General features: G+C 44.7%; 12 protein-coding genes. 4 read left to right on the top strand and 8 right to left on the bottom strand.

Annotated features, from left to right (window positions below; all coding sequences use genetic code 11):
• Window positions 1–3: 3 nt before the first annotated feature.
• Entirely contained in the window at window positions 4–627 is a 624-nt protein-coding gene (locus tag E0L15_RS09840; RefSeq protein WP_168125455.1) for a MurR/RpiR family transcriptional regulator, read from the bottom strand.
• A 464-nt stretch (window positions 628–1091) separates the two neighbouring features.
• Between E0L15_RS09840 and E0L15_RS09845 the strand changes: the two genes are divergently transcribed.
• From E0L15_RS09845 to E0L15_RS09860, 4 genes are all read left to right on the top strand, one after another.
• Window positions 1092–2447, top strand: a complete 1356-nt coding sequence (locus tag E0L15_RS09845; RefSeq protein ID WP_243155459.1) for a GNAT family N-acetyltransferase — start codon at window positions 1092–1094, stop codon at window positions 2445–2447.
• An 819-nt stretch (window positions 2448–3266) separates the two neighbouring features.
• Window positions 3267–4559 carry a TrkH family potassium uptake protein gene (locus tag E0L15_RS09850; protein WP_347565994.1) on the top strand — a complete coding sequence of 431 codons (1293 nt, stop codon included), beginning with the start codon at window positions 3267–3269 and terminating at the stop codon, window positions 4557–4559.
• Between the two features lie 17 nt (window positions 4560–4576).
• Window positions 4577–5245 (top strand): TrkA family potassium uptake protein, encoded by a 669-nt coding sequence (locus E0L15_RS09855; RefSeq protein ID WP_087257259.1) that lies wholly within the window; start codon window positions 4577–4579, stop codon window positions 5243–5245.
• 8 nt (window positions 5246–5253) lie between these two features.
• The gene (locus E0L15_RS09860; protein ID WP_243155460.1) at window positions 5254–6114 is read left to right on the top strand and encodes a DUF368 domain-containing protein; all 861 of its coding nucleotides are present in this window, start codon (window positions 5254–5256) and stop codon (window positions 6112–6114) included.
• Window positions 6115–7006: 892 nt separating this feature from the next.
• On the opposite strand, the gene E0L15_RS09865 is transcribed toward E0L15_RS09860, so the two are convergent.
• The 7 genes from E0L15_RS09865 to E0L15_RS09895 all read right to left on the bottom strand — a co-directional run bounded on the left by E0L15_RS09865 (window position 7007) and on the right by E0L15_RS09895 (window position 18668).
• Window positions 7007–7939, bottom strand: coding sequence for a DNA-processing protein DprA (locus tag E0L15_RS09865; protein ID WP_087257263.1), 933 nt, complete (start codon window positions 7937–7939; stop codon window positions 7007–7009).
• A 27-nt stretch (window positions 7940–7966) separates the two neighbouring features.
• Window positions 7967–8848, bottom strand: coding sequence for a phosphoribosyltransferase (locus E0L15_RS09870; RefSeq protein WP_143482925.1), 882 nt, complete (start codon window positions 8846–8848; stop codon window positions 7967–7969).
• A 569-nt stretch (window positions 8849–9417) separates the two neighbouring features.
• Window positions 9418–9951 (bottom strand): hypothetical protein, encoded by a 534-nt coding sequence (locus E0L15_RS09875; RefSeq protein WP_168125457.1) that lies wholly within the window; start codon window positions 9949–9951, stop codon window positions 9418–9420.
• A 225-nt stretch (window positions 9952–10176) separates the two neighbouring features.
• Window positions 10177–12747, bottom strand: a complete 2571-nt coding sequence (locus tag E0L15_RS09880) for an SNF2-related protein (RefSeq protein WP_168125458.1) — start codon at window positions 12745–12747, stop codon at window positions 10177–10179.
• Complete coding sequence (locus E0L15_RS09885) at window positions 12747–13964, bottom strand: ParB/RepB/Spo0J family partition protein (RefSeq protein WP_168125459.1); 1218 nt, start codon at window positions 13962–13964, stop codon at window positions 12747–12749. The genes E0L15_RS09880 and E0L15_RS09885 overlap by 1 nt, the downstream gene beginning before the upstream one ends.
• Window positions 13965–13966: 2 nt before the next feature.
• Entirely contained in the window at window positions 13967–15949 is a 1983-nt protein-coding gene (locus E0L15_RS09890) for a hypothetical protein (protein WP_168125460.1), read from the bottom strand.
• Window positions 15950–15959: 10 nt separating this feature from the next.
• Window positions 15960–18668, bottom strand: a complete 2709-nt coding sequence (locus tag E0L15_RS09895) for a DNA-directed RNA polymerase subunit alpha C-terminal domain-containing protein (RefSeq protein ID WP_168125461.1) — start codon at window positions 18666–18668, stop codon at window positions 15960–15962.
• Window positions 18669–19628 lie beyond the last annotated feature (960 nt).

Below are 19628 nucleotides of genomic sequence, written 5' to 3' on the forward strand. Positions count from 1 at the left end.
TTCTCACACGCCCAGAGCGGAAATCAAGTCCGGCAGCTGAGACAGATTCTGGATGACAAACTGGGCTCCCGCCTTGCGGAAGGTGTCCGCCACCTTGTTCATCATGGCATCGGTGTGCATCCGGCAGTTGAGCCCCAGATAGGTGAGCTTGGTGAGCAGATCGCTGGCCGGGGTAAAGGAGTTCTCCACCCCATAGATGTCTATGGTGCGGGCGGTGGCCAGCATCCGCGCCGCCCGGCTCAGCCCCTGGGTGGACAGCGATTTTAAGGTATCTTCCAGCAGTCCGCCCGCCATACGGGTCTCTTTCAGGGGCAAATCCTCCAAACAGTCCCAGGGCTTCAAATCCAGGTCCCCCATGGGGTCAAAGTAGGGGCTCTGGGGCGACTTCCCACTGCGGTCCCGCAGCAGGCAGTATTTGAAGCTGCGGTATCCGTCAAACCCCATGGCCTGGACAAACCGCACCACCGTGGGCTGACTGACCTGCACCCGCTCGGCCAGCTCCGAGATGGTGCACTGGGTACATTCGTCCGGGTCGCTTAACACATAGTCCGCCACCCGCCGCTCTGAGGGACGCAGAGAGGCATAGGCGCTTTTCACCCGATCCAACACCTGAATATCCTGCCGCATGGAGCTTCCTCCTCTTGCAACAAACTTACAAGGCCCCGTTCCCCCGCCTCGATTTCTCTTACAAAATCCAGTGGGCCGCCTTGTAAGAAATACAAAACTTTTTTCTCCCCCGCCTCCGGGGGCCCGTAGTCATGTTAGGGGTTTTATGATTTTAACAAAGGCGTGTAAAGCCCCAAAGCAGCCTTTCATGTGTGATGTGTAAAATTCCCTGCCAGCGGTTGACTTTTCCACACACCCGGCGTATAATGTGCAAAACTTCCAGGAGGTGTGACAATGCTGCGTTACATGTGTATGGACAATATGAACGCCCCTCAGTCCGATATGCCCCATGGCATCGGGCTTGCATTGTCATACTCTTTTTCCCAATAACCCCCCGAAACACCGTTGAGAGAAGAGACGCAGTGCAAGCTAGCCCTCACAAAGGGCGCTTGCACTGCTTTTATTTTATGGAAAGGACTGATTCTATGCCCACCCACCGAGGAACCCAGACCGTCGAGACCCCCCGGCTCATGCTCCGCCGGGCCACCGTAGACGACGCCCAAGCCATGTTTGACCACTGGGCCTCCGACCCCCAGGTGACCCGCTATCTCATGTGGCCGGCCCACACCAGCACGGACCTCACCCGTCAGGTGCTCCAGAGTTGGGTGAACGGCTACCAGCAGGACAACTTCTATCAGTGGCTCATTGTGCCCAAAGATCTGGGTCAGCCCATCGGGAGCATCAGCGGCATGAATCCCAACGACCAGCTCTCCAGCGTAGAAGTGGCCTATTGCATCGGGCGACCCTGGTGGCACCAGGGCCTTACCACCGAGGCGCTGCAAGGGGTGTTGGGCTACCTGTTTGAAACCTGTGATTTCCACCGCATCACCGCCAAACACGACACCCGCAATCCCCATTCCGGCGGTGTCATGCAAAAGTGCGGCATGACCTGCGAGGGCACCTCCCGGGAGTCGGACTACAACAGCCAGGGCATTTGCGACACCGTCCACTATGCCATCTTAAAACGTCAATGGGGCCACCCCAAGGACTTCACGGAGGGGCTTGTATACGACAACGACACCCAACTGGTGCAAGACCTGTACCGCCGCTTAGATGAAAGCCGCCGCCTCACCCGCTCCCAGGCCGCCCGGGTGGAGTTTCTCACCACCGTGCGCTACATAGAGCGCTATCTCACTCCGGGTTTCAAGATTCTGGATATCGGGGCCGGGGCGGGCGAATATAGCCTGTATTTCGCCCGAAAGGGCTACCAGGTGTCCGCTCTGGAGCTGTCTGAGGCCAACATCGCAGCTTTCCGGGCCAAACTGACCCCAGAGGACAACATCGACCTGGCGCAGGGCAACGCCCTGGACCTCAGCCGCTACCCGGACAACGCCTTTGACATTGTGCTTCTCTTTGGCCCCCTGTACCACTTGCACAGCCAGGCCGATAAGCTCCGCTGTATTCAGGAGGCCAAACGGGTGTGCAAACCGGATGGGAAACTGTTTTTCGCCTTCATTGCCAACGATATGGTCATCCTCACCATGTTCCACGAGGAGCCGGACTATTTCGTCCACGGCGCCTACGACAAAGAGACCTTCCGCTGTGACGACTTCCCCTTTGTCTTCCACACGGTGGACGCCTGCCGGGAGCTGCTGCGGGAGGGCGGCGTAAAGGTGCTCCACGAGGTGGCCTCGGACGGGGTCAGCGAGCTGTTCCAGGAGAAGATCAACGCCATGGACGAGGCCAGTTACGCCCAGTATCTGCGGTATCACTTCTACACCTGCGAGAAACCAGAGCACCTTGGGGCCTCCAACCACCTGCTGTTTGTGGGAAAGGCATAGGGCATTGGGCTGCGGTCCGTCAAAAACGGATCTATCTCATACACCAGTAAATTCATTTTGACATTTTGTCCACTCCGTGCTATACTCCCACGTAGGAATAAGTGGTGGAGTCTGTCATAGAGTGCTTGGATGCATCTCTATTTATTCCAAAGGGGATTTTAATCAAAATTAGTATAATTCTTGATTAAGAGAAAAAGACAGCTCTTCTAGGGGGAGACTGTCTTTTTTTGCGTTTTAAAAGGTTCTTTCGTATCCTTTTGGCGCATCTACGGACGGGATTGTATCAAACTTCACGCCACTTGTTACCGTGCAGTTTACACTTGGAGTAGTCTTTCCCAGGATTGAAGCGATGGACGAACCGCCATCGTTCCAAGCATAACCACGATGAACATGTGGGTTTCCCAGACCTGGGATCGTACTGAGGCGGATGATATGTAATTTGATGACCTCTTGATGGGATGACAATGAGTGCAGACAGAACGATCCATTTGGTGGTGCTGCGGAGACTTTATTCCGTGGCCATACCATTCATTCACAGAGCGCAGGATGGACAAATGTTTATCAGCGTTCTGTTTTTTTGGAGCTGCTTGTTCCATCGTCATGGCTCATCTCTGGACTGGTCTTTTTGTATTTCCAATTATCGTGTTCCATCTCATCCTGTCGTCTGGAACAAGTGTAGGAGGTGAAAATACCACATCTGTCGGTACAGATGGAATCCTATCGTCGTACCACAAATCCATGTTCAGTGCGAACACTGCTCAAGATGGAAAGGGGCGTATTCTGCCGGAATGATTACCGGCCGTCATTATGGAAAAACTGATGATTCAATTCAAAAAACAGCCACCGGGAAGACTGATTGCTACCGGATTTGCAATGCTTATCCTGTTTGGGGCAGTTCTTCTCCTTCTTCCTCTGTCCGTGAGAGGCGACGCGGAGGTACACTTTATTGATGCTCTTTTTACCTCCACCAGTGCAGTTTGTGTGACAGGTCTCATTGCAATTGATGTGGCAGATCACTTCACTACTTTTGGTCAAGCTGTCGTTGCCGTTTTGATTCAGGTTGGCGGTTTAGGCGTTACATCCATTGGTGTGGGTTTGATCTTGGCCGCACGAAAGAACGTGGGTCTCAAAGGGCGTATTTTGCTCAAAGAAGCCTTAAATATCGAGGGAATCAAAGGCATGATCCGTTTGGTGAAGTCTATTTTGCTTATGACGCTGTGCTTTGAACTGATGGGTATTGTCTTGAGTTTTCTTGTATTTGTTCAGGACTATCCTGTGCTGAAAGCCCTTTGGATCAGCATATTTCATTCCATCGCAGCTTTTAACAACTCTGGTTTTGATATTTTAGGCGGGCTGAGAAACCTCATCCCTTACCAGAACAACATTCTTTTGAATCTGACCACAAGCGGACTTATCATTTTTGGTGGATTGGGTTTCCTTGTGATTTTAGACGTCTTGAAAAAGAGATCTTTTCGCAAACTAACCCTTCACTCCAAAGTGGTTTTAACCACAACGCTCACTCTGCTTGTGGCGGGTACGTTACTATTAAAGGCCACGGAGGATATCACCTGGCTTGGAGCCTTTTTCCAGAGCGTATCTGCACGAACAGCTGGTTTTTCTACTTACCCCATTGGCGAATTTACAAATGCCGGTCTGTTCACCCTCATTATTTTGATGTTTATTGGCGCTTCCCCCGGGTCTACCGGCGGCGGTATCAAAACAAGCACGTTCTTCGTCTTATCGCAGCACGTACGAAGCCTGTTCACAAAAAGGCATATCAGTGCCTTCCGGCGCAACATCCCGTGGGAAGTCTTTTCCAAGGCCTGCACCATTTCATTGCTTTCCCTTCTACTCGTATGTGTGGGAACATTTTTCCTTTGTGTGCTGGAGCCGGAGTACAGCTTTGTCCAACTGCTATTTGAAGAAGTGTCCGCGTTCGGTACTGTGGGCCTTTCTACCGGCATTACGCCGACTCTGAGTGTAGCAAGCAAGTTAATTTTGATTTTCACCATGTTTGCTGGACGAGTGGGCACGTTTACCCTGCTGACAATGTGGATTGATCGTCCAGCCCCCAGCGTTCGTTATACAGAAGAATCCGTTTCGATCGGATAAATAAGGAGAAAATACCGATGAAAAGAAAAGACTACGCAAGCAGCTATGGAGTGATTGGTCTTGGACGGTTTGGCATGGCCCTTGTGGAATGCCTTTCCTCCGCCGGAAAAGAAGTCATTGCCATTGACAAAGAAGAGTCTCGTGTGCGGGAAGCACGCCGTTTCACAGAAATGGCTCTGGTTGTGGAGAACCTGGATCAAGAGGCGCTGGAAGAAGCAGGCATCCGAAACTGCGACGTCGTGGTGGTGTGTATTGGAGAAAGAATCGATGTCAGCATCCTTGTCACCATGACCGTGCTGAAAATGGGGATTGCTCATGTTATCTCAAAAGCCACCAGCTTTATTCATGGGGAGGCACTCAAGCAGTTAGGTGCTTCTGTGGTTTTCCCTGAACGAGATATGGCAATCCGCCTTGGAAAAGGGTTAATTTATGACAGTTTCCTGGACTCTGTCGCCTTAGGCGGAGATGCCGAAGTTCGGAGAATCCTGGTGACCAAAAAGCTCATCGGCACCTCAATCCAGGATATGAACATCCGTCATCGCTACGGGGTAAACATCATTGCAATCGAACACGATGGCCATACAAATGTAAACTTCAACGCGGACTATTTCTTCCGCGAGGGCGATGCCATTTGTATCGTGGGGCAGAGCAAAAACGTAGAATATTTTGAAAAGGACATTCATTGATTGCACATATGAAAATGAAGAACATTTGGGAGAAATATATTTCGGTTGCCGCAAAGGGATTCGTCATCGGAGGGACCATGCTGGTTCCCGGTGTCAGCGGTGGTTCGATGGCAATGATTCTTGGTATATACTCCTCTCTCATTTCCGCTGTCAGTTCATTTTACCAGAGAAAAAAGGATAGCTTTTGTTTCCTCTTCACATTTTGCATCGGTGCCGTCATCGGAATGGCACTGCTTGCCAATCCCATCTCCGATTTAATTGACGCGTTTCCCAAACCGATGATGTATTTCTTTATCGGTGCAGTGGTCGGGGGCATCCCCATGATGTTTCGAGAAGCGAATATTCAGAGTTTTTCATGGAAAGTACCTGTTTATATCCTTCTCGGGATGCTAATGGTTTGTGCGATCTCCATTCTTCCGTTGAACTCAGAAAGCATCGAGCAATCCAATGGGATATTCGAACTTCTGCTTCTGTTTTTTGCGGGAATCATTGCTGCAATCGCCCTGCTCCTCCCAGGCATCAGTATATCCTATCTTTTGCTGCTGCTGGGACTGTACAGCAAGACGATCACTGCGATCAAAGCCCTCCAATTCTCCTTTTTACTCCCCATGGCACTGGGCGGCCTGGTTGGTATTATCCTAATGGCCAAACTGTTGGAAAAAGCGATGGCCCGCTATCCACAAGTGACCTATTTAGTGATTCTTGGCTTTATTCTTGGTTCAGTGGTCAGCATTTTCCCTGGACTTCCCACTTTGAGTGAACTATTGAGCTGCTCCATCGCCATTTGTGGTGGATTTGCGGCGATATACTTTTTACCAAGCAGTTGCCCGGACGACGGGCCTCATACCATAAGCGAACAGCATGCTTAATCACGTTATCATGCAAACACAACGAGAGGCCGCCCAGAAATCGGGCGACCTCTCGTTGTCTATTGCTCTTAAACAAAGCATTCCCCATCCACGGAACACACCACACGTTGTTCTCTCAGTCTCGTTTTGAGAAACCCAATATGGTCACATAGATGCCTACCAGCATTGCCCCTGTAAGCCTCTGTGTCCCCTTCTTCGGCGCAGGGCCATATTCTCCCCCACCTAGGGCGGCTCTGCCCAATTTAAGCGGCTTTCAAGGACACTGGCAGCGGCCACCATGGGCAGCTTTATGGCACAAGTGATGTAAAGCAGAGAGAAAAAGCCGGACAGGAATCATGACCTTCCTGTCCGGCACTCTTTGCCCCACACCAAAATATCATTATTGGAAGCAAAAAAGCCTTGAAAACCGAAGTTTCCAAGGCTTTTTGGAGCTGCTAGGCAGATTCGAACTGCCGACCTCATCCTTACCAAGCGGAAAGTAAACTTTTTTCTAATTATTTCGGCTTCTTTTTCGTTGTTTCTGCTCCATTTCGATTGATTTCCGGCACTTTCTAACCATGGGGTATCCGTGTGTTCCACGGCGGTCTGTGGCTGGGTGTGTGGTCAATTCCTTCAGCCAGCCCAGACATGGACACTGTACTTTTCACCCCTCCGTGGTTTTAGTACGCTGTTATCAAAGAGAGCCGGTCAACCGATTACACTACTAGTTTCTTTAAAACGCTCCATGTACCACTGCCATAGGCTTTCCGCTTCTCTGGAATACTCAGACAGATTGCTCACGACATCATCAGATAGAGCGCTAATATGCACTTCATGAAGCAGCAGGCAGAGCACGCCACATAATGTAAGCAATAGGGCAATAGTGGTAATACCAAGAAATTAACACAAGAAATTACATGTCAATTTGTAGTTGCTCCATACTAGCATTATCATTTAGACGCTGTTCAGAAGTAATTGAAGAGAAAACTTTTTTCATATTTGGAATTCCATTTTTCCCTCGTATGGGGATCCCACCCTTACTGATAAAATACGGATTAGCCTCGGCGGTTGTATCTGGTTTAGAAAAATCAATAACAAATAATGGACAGTTTACTCGTAATGCTTCTTCTCCAGCAGCGAATGTACCACCTTCAAGTCTCGATTCAACTAATATCATGGCTCTCGATAGCCCAATGATAGTTGAATTTCGCTTCATAGCATTGCCAGCATTCCAAGTCAACTCAGGCAAAAATTGCGATATAAACAAATGGTTCTTATCATTTAATAGGGGAGCTATTTGTTTCTTTATCCTGGCCTGTAAAATTCCCTCAGATAAAACAAATATTGTACTTCCCTCATTTTCTAATGCCGCTTTATGCACAGTTAGGTCGGTACCCGCAGCATATCCGCTAATAATGGTAACATTTTTTTCTACTAATTGTTTTGTGCAATTGGTAGCGATAGCCATACCCTTGTCAGATACTTTTCGTGATCCACAGAAACCAACACTAAGTTCACTTAAAAGTCGTTTGTTTCCTCGTGCAAATAGCAAGGGTGGACATTTATTTTGAAGCATTCTTTTTAAGTATTGTGGGTAATCATTCGATGTTTCTGTAATAATTTCGACATCTTTTAAACAGAGTTTCTCAAAAACACTCTTTGCACGCTCTTCAGTATTTTTTATGCTATTAAGCATATCAACACTAAACCCGATACAACGAAACACTTCATCACTTAAATAACTTTCTTGTTCAACACAGTGATCATGAATATAATGAAGGTATTTTTTTAATGCTACGTCTCCTACTCCTTTGGCAAAAGCCACTTGCAATACTCTTGCATCCATTTCTCAGTTCCTCTTCTTGTGGATTTATTAATTGGGTTGGTTATCACTATCTTTTAATGATTTTACCATTGCAATGCCTAAGATATGTGAAGCACCTACTGATTTTAAATATTCGGCATAGCACCACATAGATGTTCCAGATTGATACAGGTCATCAACGATAATAACCGTTTTACCTTTTAAGCTATCTATATCAATAGACAATTCGACCTGATTATCTGCATAAATTTTTCTCCAAGATTTAATTTTATCAGTAACACTTAAAGACTTCATTTCAGGTTTATCACTGCGCAGTGTAGCAGAGAGAAATTCGGCATTTAGTGAATCGGCAACATATTCAGCCAGCTTCCACGAAGGTTTATTTTGCTTTTCTACGGTTGCAGGTATAGTAGTGATCAATATGTTGTCTATGTCATCATCGTAACCATTGATGCAAAATAAACATTTATTTAAATATGCTCCTACCATCTTAGCATCATCTTCGGAGATATTTCCAACGTATTTAAGACGATATTCTATATCGCCAATTTCAGTACGTCCACTTACCCCATCAAAATTAAAGTTCCAATCGGAGCAAATACAAAAGTCCAAAACACCGTCTTCAAAATGGTCCGTAGTATATCTATTTAATTTTACCCAAACACAGCTATTACAAGCTATTGCCCATTCTATAAAATCATCAAGAATATCATAATCGATTCGATCATTAGGAATCCAAAGAGTATACAAATCGTTATATCTTTTAGACTTTCTCCATCCTGTAGGACTCAAACACCCTATCTCCCATTGACATATTCGAATGATCCTTTTTGTAAATCGATTTGTTACGAGCGTAATATTATCATCATTTTCAAATGATGATAAGTAGAAGCAACTTCTATCTCGCTGAAATCTATAATTATAACTCATATTCTATGATTCCTTCTCTCATGTGAACTTGGTAATCACTTGTACTAAAAATAAAGCGGTCATACTATGTACTCCTCCACAATCGGTATGGTGAAGTACAGAACTCTCCGCAATTTATCGTATCAAAGGCCATTTTGTTTACATAGGCTTAAATCATTGTCTCTTCAACCATCTATGTAAAGGTGAGCCGTCTTACTGATGGCCATATGCTGAAAGAACAGTTCTTTTCCCTCTTTATGCAATATTTAAGAAAATCCAAACGGATACACCCCACAGGACACCTCCTTCCCACTACTGCTATACATCCAGCTCCAAGGTCCCTCGCAGCCACCTCAGAAGACACCTATAAACTGTAAAATTATTATAGTGTATAAATTGGCGAGACACAAGGTATGGCCATGTTTCTACATGTGATAGCGCAAAAAACATTGTCATACCGCTGGATGCATTTCCTCTCGTACAGTTCTCATCCACCTAAGCGATTTTGACACTCTGTTGTCAAAGATAAGAGCGTACCCCAAATAGCAGAACAACCAGGCTCGTGATTGACACAGGCCGGGTTGTTCCATTTAGTCAAATCCTTCGAAATGGGGATTTTGAGTCAAAAGAGAATAGAGTTGCTTTTTCAGATCTGCCTCCCCAAACCAGTCACAGGCCTCCAGCAGTGCTTCCTGGGGGGTATCCACATAGGCGCTTTGAAACAGCTGCTGGGCCAGACGGTCGTCGTGTTTGAGTTGTTTCAAAAGGGGAGCTTGGACAAACTGATTTCGGCACAGATCGCACATATCCCATCCCAATAGTTGCTCGGCCACCTCTGGTTCCTGGAGGTGACTTTCTGCCGTGTCCAACAGCAACTTCATCATCTGAACTGCGGTCTGGGGGTCACTGTCACCGATTTCACATAGGAGATCCTGGGTGTCCATGTCCTCCAGCTCCTCCGCCGTCCATCTCCGGACAGCATCGGGGAAGTCCGCAATCAGCAGATCCCGGCAGGCCCACTCGTTTTCGGAAAAATCCCAGCGGCGCACCATATCCACCAGTTCTGTGCGGGTAAAATGACGTGGCGGAGGCGTAGTGTCCTCCACAGAGACGGTAAAACTCAAAGTAATTTGTGGTGTGCTTTTTTGGGGAACCAGCTTAGCCTGTTCGGAGGAAAATAGAGAAGAAGTACTTCCAAAATCCCCGCACCAGCCACACTCCCAACGGTTTCCCCGCACCATGACGGGACTGCCGCAATGTGGACACCGGATCGTCGCCATGCACCATCTCTCCTTCATAACGTCATTACATCAGGCTATGTATGATAATCTGATATTAAAGAGTGAAAACTATAATTTAAGCCCCTGAAAAATGAGATCCAGATCTTCTTGTACCGTAGTTACAGATTCCAAGCAATTATTCTCGATGGCCTCCAGCATAATTCTTTCTTTCTCATTCAGACGATTTAAGATTCTGGCATCCAGCGAGAACGGTTCACCCTCACCTGTAACAAACTGCTGCTGGAGATAGTAATACTGCGTATATTGCCCATCCGGCAGGCCAAGTCGATGAATTCTATCCTTTGACTGCAACAAATGTACAAGGTTATAGCTGTATTCAAAATAAATCGCATCATGGCATGCTTTATGCAGAGAAACAGACTCGGCCAAAGTATGCGGGTTAGTAATCAAGACATCCACACAGCCATCTCGGAAGGCAGATACAATTTGTTGTCGTTCCTCCATAGTGGTTTGACCATAGATACACGCCACATCAATTCCCATGTCACGTAGGGCGGTAGCAATACGATTGATAGAGTCCACAAAGATACACCAGATAATCACTGGCTTTCTCTGCGTGACCAGCTTTTCTGCCAGAGAAATACACGCACGGAATTTAGATGTACTTTGAATAGAGTCGATGAGTTGCTTCACGTCTTCCGAGTAATCCACATAATCAATGTCCTCAATATCAGCAGCCGAAATATCCAAAATGTCTGCAAAGTCGGATAGATCCAGTTTGTTAAGCAGCATCCTGGGATTGGATTCCATCTGCAACAGTCGGATAATAAGTGCCAGCTTATTCTTTGCATACTTCAGCTGCAAAATGTGGAAGAGTTGATTTTCAGTATCATTTGCAGATACTTCTTCAATGATGTCCGGGTTTGCTTCAGGAACTTCCAGCTGTTGTTTTGTCGTCCGACAAAAGAATGGCTGGATTTTCTTATTGATCAGATTGATCTCATCCTGAGATGGAGCCTTAAGCTGCTGCGGGGTAAATCCGAAGAACTCATCATACTCGTTGTGGTATAAGATATTCAATAGGTTCCATATATCCATATAGGAATTTGGAATCGGTGTGCCGGTCAGAGCAATCGTATAACATGCATTCTCCGCCAGCTCCAATGCTTTTTGAGCATTGCTTCCATCAATAGCCTTTACTTTATGTACCTCATCAAACACCAAAAGTGTTGAAGTCCCCACCAGTTTTTGAACTTCAGGAAGATAAGAGCGCAGGCAGTCGTAATTCAACAAAACGAGATTTGCGCTCCCGCTGTCGAATAAAAGTGCCGTTCGTTTCTCGTCCGCCGTTTTATAGCTCGGATTATGAATGTTAAATACCCGAAGCGGCAACTTATTGCCGAAGCAAAGCTGAAATTCTTCTTGCCAGGATCCAAAGGAATTTTTAGGACCAACCATTACAAGGCGGCGTACAAATCCTTTGGCATAGAGGTATGCAAACACTCCAAGGACTGAAGCTGTTTTTCCAGAACCGGGAACCGAGAAATTGCAGGCTTTCTTCATGGTACACATAAAGAAAGAATCCCACATCTGTTTTTCACGAAGCGGTCTGCTGAAAGCGTCGTTTACAACGGCTTTGTACTCCTCATATTTTCCCAGCACATCCGGACTATGCTGCTTAATTGCCAACCCAAGCCCTGCCCGCTTTTTTATATGCAGTTCCCGGTCCGCTATGTATTTCCTGAGACGGGATGTAACAAAAAAGCGGTATCCACGTTTTTCAGACTCATTCTGCAGCAGACTAATAATTTGATTAAATTGGGGATATTTAAGTATATCCTTAAAGAAAATACGTTCATCTGTGCTTTTGCTTGTGTCCACGAACCTTTTAAGCCGTATTTTATAGAAAGACGTGTTCCAGAGAAGATTCGGAATCCCCTTAAAATCTAAAGCCAATACACCATCGTAATCCAAGAGCATACAGTTTGTTTCCAGCTGCAAAGGGTCTATAATCAGCTGACCCTTGTTGTGCTTTTCCAATTCTTGATAGACAAGAGAATCCATTTCAAGCACGCAAATATTTTCCGTCTGGTTACTCCAAAGCTTCTCAAAAGTTTGCTGGCTCTTGGTAATTTTCGAATAGTCAAACGGCGATGCCTGCCAACTACAGGTAATATCAAAGGCTTCATAGTTGGATTCAAACGCAGCTGCAGTTTCATTGTTAGAACCACGGAAGCAAATAATGTTTCCTTCAGCATCCTCAACAATTCCAAACTTATCGTGGAAAATTCCTTCCTGGGTAAAGGCAACCTTGATGTCAATGACTCCAAGTCCCACCAAATAGGCCAGGTTGGATATATTTCGCTCTTCCTCCAAAGAAAGTGATTCCCGCATCCGGGCAACCAGTTCTTCTCTTATGGAAGCTCGTAACGCATAGCCATCTTGAATTTGCAAGTAATCTTCTTTATCAATTTCTGCTGACACAATTAGGCGCATGGTATGCCCATTTTGCGCAAAGCACTCGAGGCCCTTAGCATAATTTGCAAGGGCTTTGGCCGAAAAATATGCTGTTGCACGGTCATACCGAATACTCTGGGCCAGTACTGGAGAGTAGAATTGCTCTCCCAAATTATCCTCATAAGAAGAATAGGTAGCCTGCAAAGGTAAGTCTCTAAACATTAAGCATCAAGTTCCCCTCTGATGTGGTCAAGTGCTTTCTGGATCTGATCCAACCGATTCCGAACATCGTCTTTTTGCTCTTCGCTTAGTTTCTTAAAAATATTTGTATCGATGGTATCCAGCATCTCATATGCCTTCTCAGCCTGCTGCGCCGGACGGTTCCGGGTAGCATCGCCATCTGCCTTACTGACCCATTTTTCTGTGGAGTGCGCAAAATCTTCTTTCAAATCTTCCCGGGTGCGAATCTTTTCGTTAATCACCTTTTCTGTCACAACAGGAGTTTCCTCAAGAAGGTCACAAACTTTTTCGGTGGATCCCAACTGTTCGTCCAGATATTGGCCAAGAAACTTTGCATTGGACACAATTTTTTTGATCTTACGCATATAGCGGGTCATATCACCATGGGGTTGCATCAAGAAGTTTGCAAAGACAACGCTTTTCAAATCCTCACGTTTTTCATCGTCTTTGCATTGTTTAAGGATGGTATTAAGCTCCTTAAGCGGGTCATTCAGATTCATAGTTCTGGCCAGATGAAACTGCTTGGGAGCATTGATAAACTCTAAGTATTCCACCATCAGATTCGCTTTCTCAACTTCCCGCTGAATATCCGTCTCTGATTGATTGACACCATCAGCATACTCTTTGACAGTGAGGAGCTTTTTATCAACAATATCATTATAGATTCCCACAAGTCGGTCGATTGGATTATAGTCAACAGGCTTATCTACGCCATGCTGAATCATCAGCTCCAACAACTTGATTTGCTTGGCGTTATTTCGAATATCATGGTCGAGAATTACAGCTTCGAAATACTGTGTTTTCCCCGTCTTTTTTTCAATATTTCGAAGACATGTAAAACGCCTGTTACCATCGATGATGCGGCCATCTGTTAACACAACGCCAGCCTCTTGCTGGCCAATAAGATCAATATTGTTCTGGGTTTTCTTAATTGCTTCAGGATTACTCTCTATAATAAACCCTTGGATGATATCGTTATATTCCGAGTGACCCAATGATTCCAGGGCAACATCTGCATGCTCGGCTTTATATTGACTAATCCAAGTTGCAATGCGGTCATTCTGGTCATTAAAGTACAGCTGGTCGAGGCGAATTTTATATACGGGATATACCTGCGTGTGGTTATCAATAGAGAGCTTTTTAGTGCTCTGTGTCAGCATCACTGCCTTTGATTTAATGCCATCAATCAAAAGATTCATAGTTAAACCTCCTCGAAGTATTCGTCGTAGTCCAAATAAATTTTTTCAGATATGGAATCGTAGTACATCTGAGATCCAGAAGCCAGAGTACGAATATAAGACGGAGCAAGGGCAATTCCATATTGAACAGCAATTAGCTCAGACAGATCAAATATATCTATGCTCCGGACCTGAGAAACCAGGAATTCAATAAAATCAGATAGGGTCACATCCTGCTTTGATTTCCTAAGCAAATAAGTGCCAGCGACTTTTCTCCCTTGAATCTTTTTCCCTTGTTTTAAGATAGAATAGTAGAATGTATCATCAAACCCCAAATCATCCAAAGGAAATTCATAGTCTTGGTCCCGCAAAAACTTTAAGGTAAAATAGGCATCATCTTGTACGCGTCTACACACCTCTTCGATGAACGCATTTAAATTCTTTTTGTGGATTCCATTGCGTTTTAAGTAAGCTAGACGGATGAATTTCTGCGGTAAATATTCAATAATCTCGAACTTTGCTGCTTGTTTCTGCAATGCTGCATAGATCTGAGGATTTTCCCACAATTCGTCTTGAACATAAAATGTATTCCCCGCCCAATCGTTTTTGTCTAGGCACTCGATTAAGGAGCGGTACCGATTGGAATAAATAATTGTGTTAGTTTTGCGAAAACCAATTTTTCGTAGATTTTCCGTAGATAAATATGCCTCATACCGTGTGCCAACTTTACTTTTAAAAATTTTTTGAACATCCTCTACTATATACCACGGTTTCGTAAGCTTCTTTGAAATGCCCTCAATTTGTTTGTCTGTAATGCTCCTTGTCTGCAAATCATAAACTCCATTGCGTAAATATGGCGAGATCTCCTTCAGAAGGCGAACCTTTACTGTATTGGCCTTTAGTCCGTATCGTCTCTCATATTCTTGTGCAAGTCTCTCACCGGAAATTGGTGACAATTCCTTGAGAAGATCCTGTAACTGTGTAATGGCGTTCCCTGTTCCAAAGGCAATAAACGGAGCTTTGGCAAAAGTAATATGATATTTTGCGCAGATATCTGGGAACTTCTTTAGAATTGTGATTAACTCGTAAGGGTTTTGAATATCGGCTTTTTCCATCTCTGTTGCTGCATTTTTATATATAATTTCTGCAGAGATATACTGATTCCGGTATTGCCAAAGCTTTAGGCGCTTTATCATCGCACCATCCGCTCGTTCTTTGAATTGCCTGAACCGTAAGGCCCCAGCCTGTCCGATAATCGTCCTTGTACTGGCACTTAGAATAGAAGCAAAACGGTTTTTACTAACGGATAGTACATTGGGTAACGGAGCAGATTGATCGAGAAAATTGCAATATTCTAAAAAGAAAGTTTCCTTATCAACAGGAGAAGTATGTTGTCTCAATAGATAAAGACCAATCTCTTCCACCGAGCAAGGAAGCACTTGGTCACCCAGCAAAAGCCCCTCACTCGCTATCGCACTTATCGCTGCGTTTCGTACATAAATTGATTGCGACTCGTCAAGCCGAATTTGGCGCCAATCGAGCTTTCCCTTCTTGCAAATTTGGGTCAAATAAATATACGTGCTAACTGGTTGTGAGAAAATCTTGCAAAAACTGTCTTGTGTAAAGCGATATTTCCGGAATACTTTCTTATAGGAATCCTCTTCAATTGGGCAACGATTTTGCAAGAACACTCTGACCGTTTGTTGTACATTGGCCTTCTGTTCAGGTGGGAAGGAATGTCCTCGAAAAAAGAGGTTCAGCACATCTCTCCTGTCTTTATCCTGTACCCATTCGATTAATTGACTTAGATTATGCGGCGCTCCAATAATACCAGCAGGCGTGTAAATAATCCGGTTTTCTTCAAATAATTGAGAAAGCGCATCATCAACAGTGGAAGACGAATACCTGCTTTGAAATACAATATGCACAAGTTGAAAAAGGCTGACAGGCTGACTATGGCCCTGTAAATACTCCGCAATTTTTTCTTTTACATCAGTACAATCCATAATAGCCCCTTTACACATCAGAAAAGTAAACATCGTAATCCAAATATGCTTTTTGGGATATAGAATCATAATACATCGAACTCTCACGAAGGGTTTCAATCAACTTCGATGTCGAAATATAGAGTCCGAACTCATCACGCATATAGTCAGCCAAATCATAAATATCCATGGACTGCGTTTCCTGCAAAGCGAGAATTGATTCAATGAAATCAGATATCGCAACTGTGTAGGTGCCTCTCCGGAACAAGCGATTCTTACCAGCACGCCTATACGAAAACAAATCCTTGCTTTCAGCCAAGACAGATGAGTAAAACCAATCGTCAAACCCGAATTCATCCAACTTATGTACAAAACCTGACTTTTGCAAGGAGAACACTGTGAAGTATTCTCCCTCACTTACATACGCTGCGACATCTTTGCAGAACTCTTTCAAACCAGCTTTTTCAATGCCTGCTTCACTTAGTTTGCGAATATGTATATATTTTTGAGGTGCAAACTCGACAATTTCCATCTCCTCACGCAGTTTATAAAGCTGAGAAGTGAATGTCACCGTAGAAAGAATGCTTTTTTTGAAAGCAGAAATATCTACTATGTCTTGGTCCAGAAGCAGGTGCTTGAAGTACTCAACAGCGGAATGGTATTTACTGCTGACAACATAGTTAGAATAAATACGAAAGCCAAGGTTGATAATACTATAGCTATTAAGCAGTGATCTGTCTGCGTTTGGGAACATATTCTGATAAATTGCATGAATTTCCGAAAGAAGATAGAAATCGTCCTGCAACTCTCCCTTGAGTTTTTGCGACATTGCGTCAGACATAGCGGGAGAATCAATGCGATATGTGTCTCCATCCAGATAGGCGGTGATACACCCCAGATAGTTGGCCATCACACTGCCCGCTTTTATGCCATACTCTTCCTCATACCGCTGTGCAAATGCTTCTTTGGAGATGGACGCACAAGAAAGCAGTAAATCCATAACCTGCTGGTCTCGGTCGGGATGTCCAAACTCGATTGTAGGCATCCGAGGGAAACGGACATTTGAATACTCTTGCTCCGTACAAATCTTTTTCAGCAGATTGTGTAGCTCGTATTCGTCCCGAATATCGTATTCCAGCATCAGCTCTGCGTGTTCGTTGAATAACTTCAATGCCGAAAGCTCAATGTCAACATATTGGTTAAGATCCAACGCCGTCAAAAAATCCGCATAATCATAGAGTGCAGCAGGCCGGTAGCGCAAGCATCTGCCATGCTTCCACAGGACATTTATACTTGCAGCAAGCTTGTTCTCATATCCTCTGCCACCCAATGTAAGTTTTGAATTATCGGCAATTCCTAGTTCAGACAACAACGCGTTATATTTCTCTACAAAGCCGCTATAAGATATTTCATCTGAAGCGTATTGACGCAACGCATAGTCACATAGGGCATCCCGCTTGCAGGGAACAATTATGGATCCGATTTGGACACAGTTTTTATATGCGATGCGCTCTCCTGCCCGACGGAATGCAGTAGGAAAAGATTCATCATCTATGAGTTCCTCTGGCTGTAATTCTCCAGACTTATACTCAAGTTTGAGATACTCATACACTGTTTCATCTTCTTGAAAAGCGAGGCGAAAATCATCTCTTGAAAAATCATATTTCTGAAATACTTCCGCATATCGGTCTTCATAAAGTGTGGGATGTTGCTCCAGCGCTTTGTTCATGATCTGCCGGATACGCTCTCTCTGAAGCTTCAACTCATTTCCAATATCCTCTAATGTTCGACCATGAAGTCTCTCAGTTAAAACATATCCTCGCCGCTGATCCGGGAGCTGTGCTGCGTACTCAATGGCTGTCATTCTCTTGATGGCATAGGAACCGTCTTCATTCCGCACCGCTTTTTTGGTAGCAATGAGAAATCGTAAATTGTTTTCCAATACATCTGTAGGCACCATAGCGCAGGCATCCAATAGGCTTTTAAGGCTACATCCATACGCTACTTTATTTAGGGTGGACAATATCTGTGCCTGAATCCCACTTGCAACGATTGGTGATGCAGACATTGCACGAATAAATTCTGGATTCTCTAAAAGAATATCTGTGTTCACACCCTCTACGGAGTTTTCCTGAAAAAACATTTCACAAAGTGGGCTGATTTGCTCATAAAGAGCATTTATAGGAAGCTCATAAATGGAAGCAAATCGTTTCACTACCGATTGGCACAGGTCATCAGAGGTTTCTGCTACCGAATCAGATACGTGAAACGAAATATCAAAAACAGGCTGGAGTAGAAGGGCATCCCGCTTCTCAAGGATTTCCGTTACAGTTTTTTCTCCAACATTATTCCATTGCTTTATTTCATTGCGGGTCAAATGCAGTAGTTCCGATAGAAAGGAAATGTTTTGCCTTTTCAGGCAGTTGTAAGCCCTATTTGACAGTCCCATTTGTTCAACAGGAACATCCTGATAGGTAATGCCGTCATCGCCTACAAACGATGGCATGCTTTTGTGAGCCTGGGCTTCTTCCGGTGCAAAACCTGTGCTAACTTCCATGCTTGATTTTTTCTCGAGAATTTCCTGAATGCTCTTCGCACCTAAGTTCTTAATGTCGCGCAGTTCTGCTTCAGGCAGCGCTCGAAGATCCCCAATCGTCAATACTCCCGCTCTATAGAGCGCATTATACGAGCGTGTAGAAAGATTTAATTCCTTAATCGAGTTAGATTTATGGTAGAACACTTTCTTCGCCTCTTTACTTACACAGATAACTTTAACTTCTATTGGCTTTAGAGAAAACTCTCTCCTATGTACTATTTATGTCTCTCTGCTTTTTTACATTTAATCTTCACTGATTGATTCCCCGCAAAAGTAACATCAATTCGTTTCTTATATTTGGTGTCGTACATATTCTTGTAAGTCAAAATCACTTCAGCAGAGTAGCTGCCTTCATTATATACGGAATCAAGGGGACATAGTTCTAAGTAGAAAAAAGATTCGTGCGGAAAATATCAATAGTATTTTTTTCAATATATTTACATATTCGATTTCATCAACTATTATTTTCTCCACTTTTAATCCGTAAATCGGCGACTTGTCGACTAAGAACAAGCCGAGAATTTCACTCCTATTCGCACCTTGAAAGGTAGCGAACAGTTGGTAATTTAAGCAAGGAAAGCCATCTATCGGCAGTTGACTTCTCAGAAATATCTCTGGCATATATTGCAAATCGACAAATCTATCTGTTTGCTTTTTATAGCAGTGTTGTAATTATAATGCCAACTATCGAAATTACGTCAGAGACGTTTAAGCAATTCCCTGCTCCAGCTATTTCTAACACTGGCGATGATTCCGGTGTAGGCGGTATTACCATAACTTTTCTCCTTTATCGAAAAAAATAGTAAACAAGACTTCTAAAAGTATGCCGGGGTGTTACTATTTGTGACATTACTCCTACAATAAAGTTACGGTTTAAGGCGCGGCAGCCAGCCGCGTCTTTTTCCATCTCAAAGCCGAAGCTGTTAGAATGAGGGAGTAAATGGTCTGGCACTTACATTCCTGGGCTAACACGCCCGTAATGGAGTCCGTCAGCCGCCTCTCTCATCCGCAGCATTCGATTTGCGCAGGTTGTGCCACCGGTTTTCGGTGCGTTCGTGTCACCCAGGAGATTGAACAGGCAATGAGTAAAAGGCGGAAAGCCAC

Source organism: Pseudoflavonifractor sp. SW1122 (assembly GCF_012027765.1).
GTDB lineage: Bacteria > Bacillota > Clostridia > Oscillospirales > Oscillospiraceae > Enterenecus > Enterenecus faecium.

What these genes read in the sequence shown, in the direction of transcription:
- E0L15_RS09860 (WP_243155460.1), top strand. Translation starts at nt 5,254, where the DNA reads ATGAAAATGAAGAACATTTGGGAGAAATATATTTCGGTTGCCGCAAAG.
- E0L15_RS09845 (WP_243155459.1), top strand. Translation starts at nt 1,092, where the DNA reads ATGCCCACCCACCGAGGAACCCAGACCGTCGAGACCCCCCGGCTCATG.
- E0L15_RS09850 (WP_347565994.1), top strand. Translation starts at nt 3,267, where the DNA reads ATGATTCAATTCAAAAAACAGCCACCGGGAAGACTGATTGCTACCGGA.
- E0L15_RS09870 (WP_143482925.1), bottom strand. Translation starts at nt 8,848, where the DNA reads ATGAGTTATAATTATAGATTTCAGCGAGATAGAAGTTGCTTCTACTTA.
- E0L15_RS09865 (WP_087257263.1), bottom strand. Translation starts at nt 7,939, where the DNA reads ATGGATGCAAGAGTATTGCAAGTGGCTTTTGCCAAAGGAGTAGGAGAC.
- E0L15_RS09855 (WP_087257259.1), top strand. Translation starts at nt 4,577, where the DNA reads ATGAAAAGAAAAGACTACGCAAGCAGCTATGGAGTGATTGGTCTTGGA.
- E0L15_RS09890 (WP_168125460.1), bottom strand. Translation starts at nt 15,949, where the DNA reads ATGGATTGTACTGATGTAAAAGAAAAAATTGCGGAGTATTTACAGGGC.
- E0L15_RS09885 (WP_168125459.1), bottom strand. Translation starts at nt 13,964, where the DNA reads ATGAATCTTTTGATTGATGGCATTAAATCAAAGGCAGTGATGCTGACA.
- E0L15_RS09880 (WP_168125458.1), bottom strand. Translation starts at nt 12,747, where the DNA reads ATGTTTAGAGACTTACCTTTGCAGGCTACCTATTCTTCTTATGAGGAT.
- E0L15_RS09840 (WP_168125455.1), bottom strand. Translation starts at nt 627, where the DNA reads ATGCGGCAGGATATTCAGGTGTTGGATCGGGTGAAAAGCGCCTATGCC.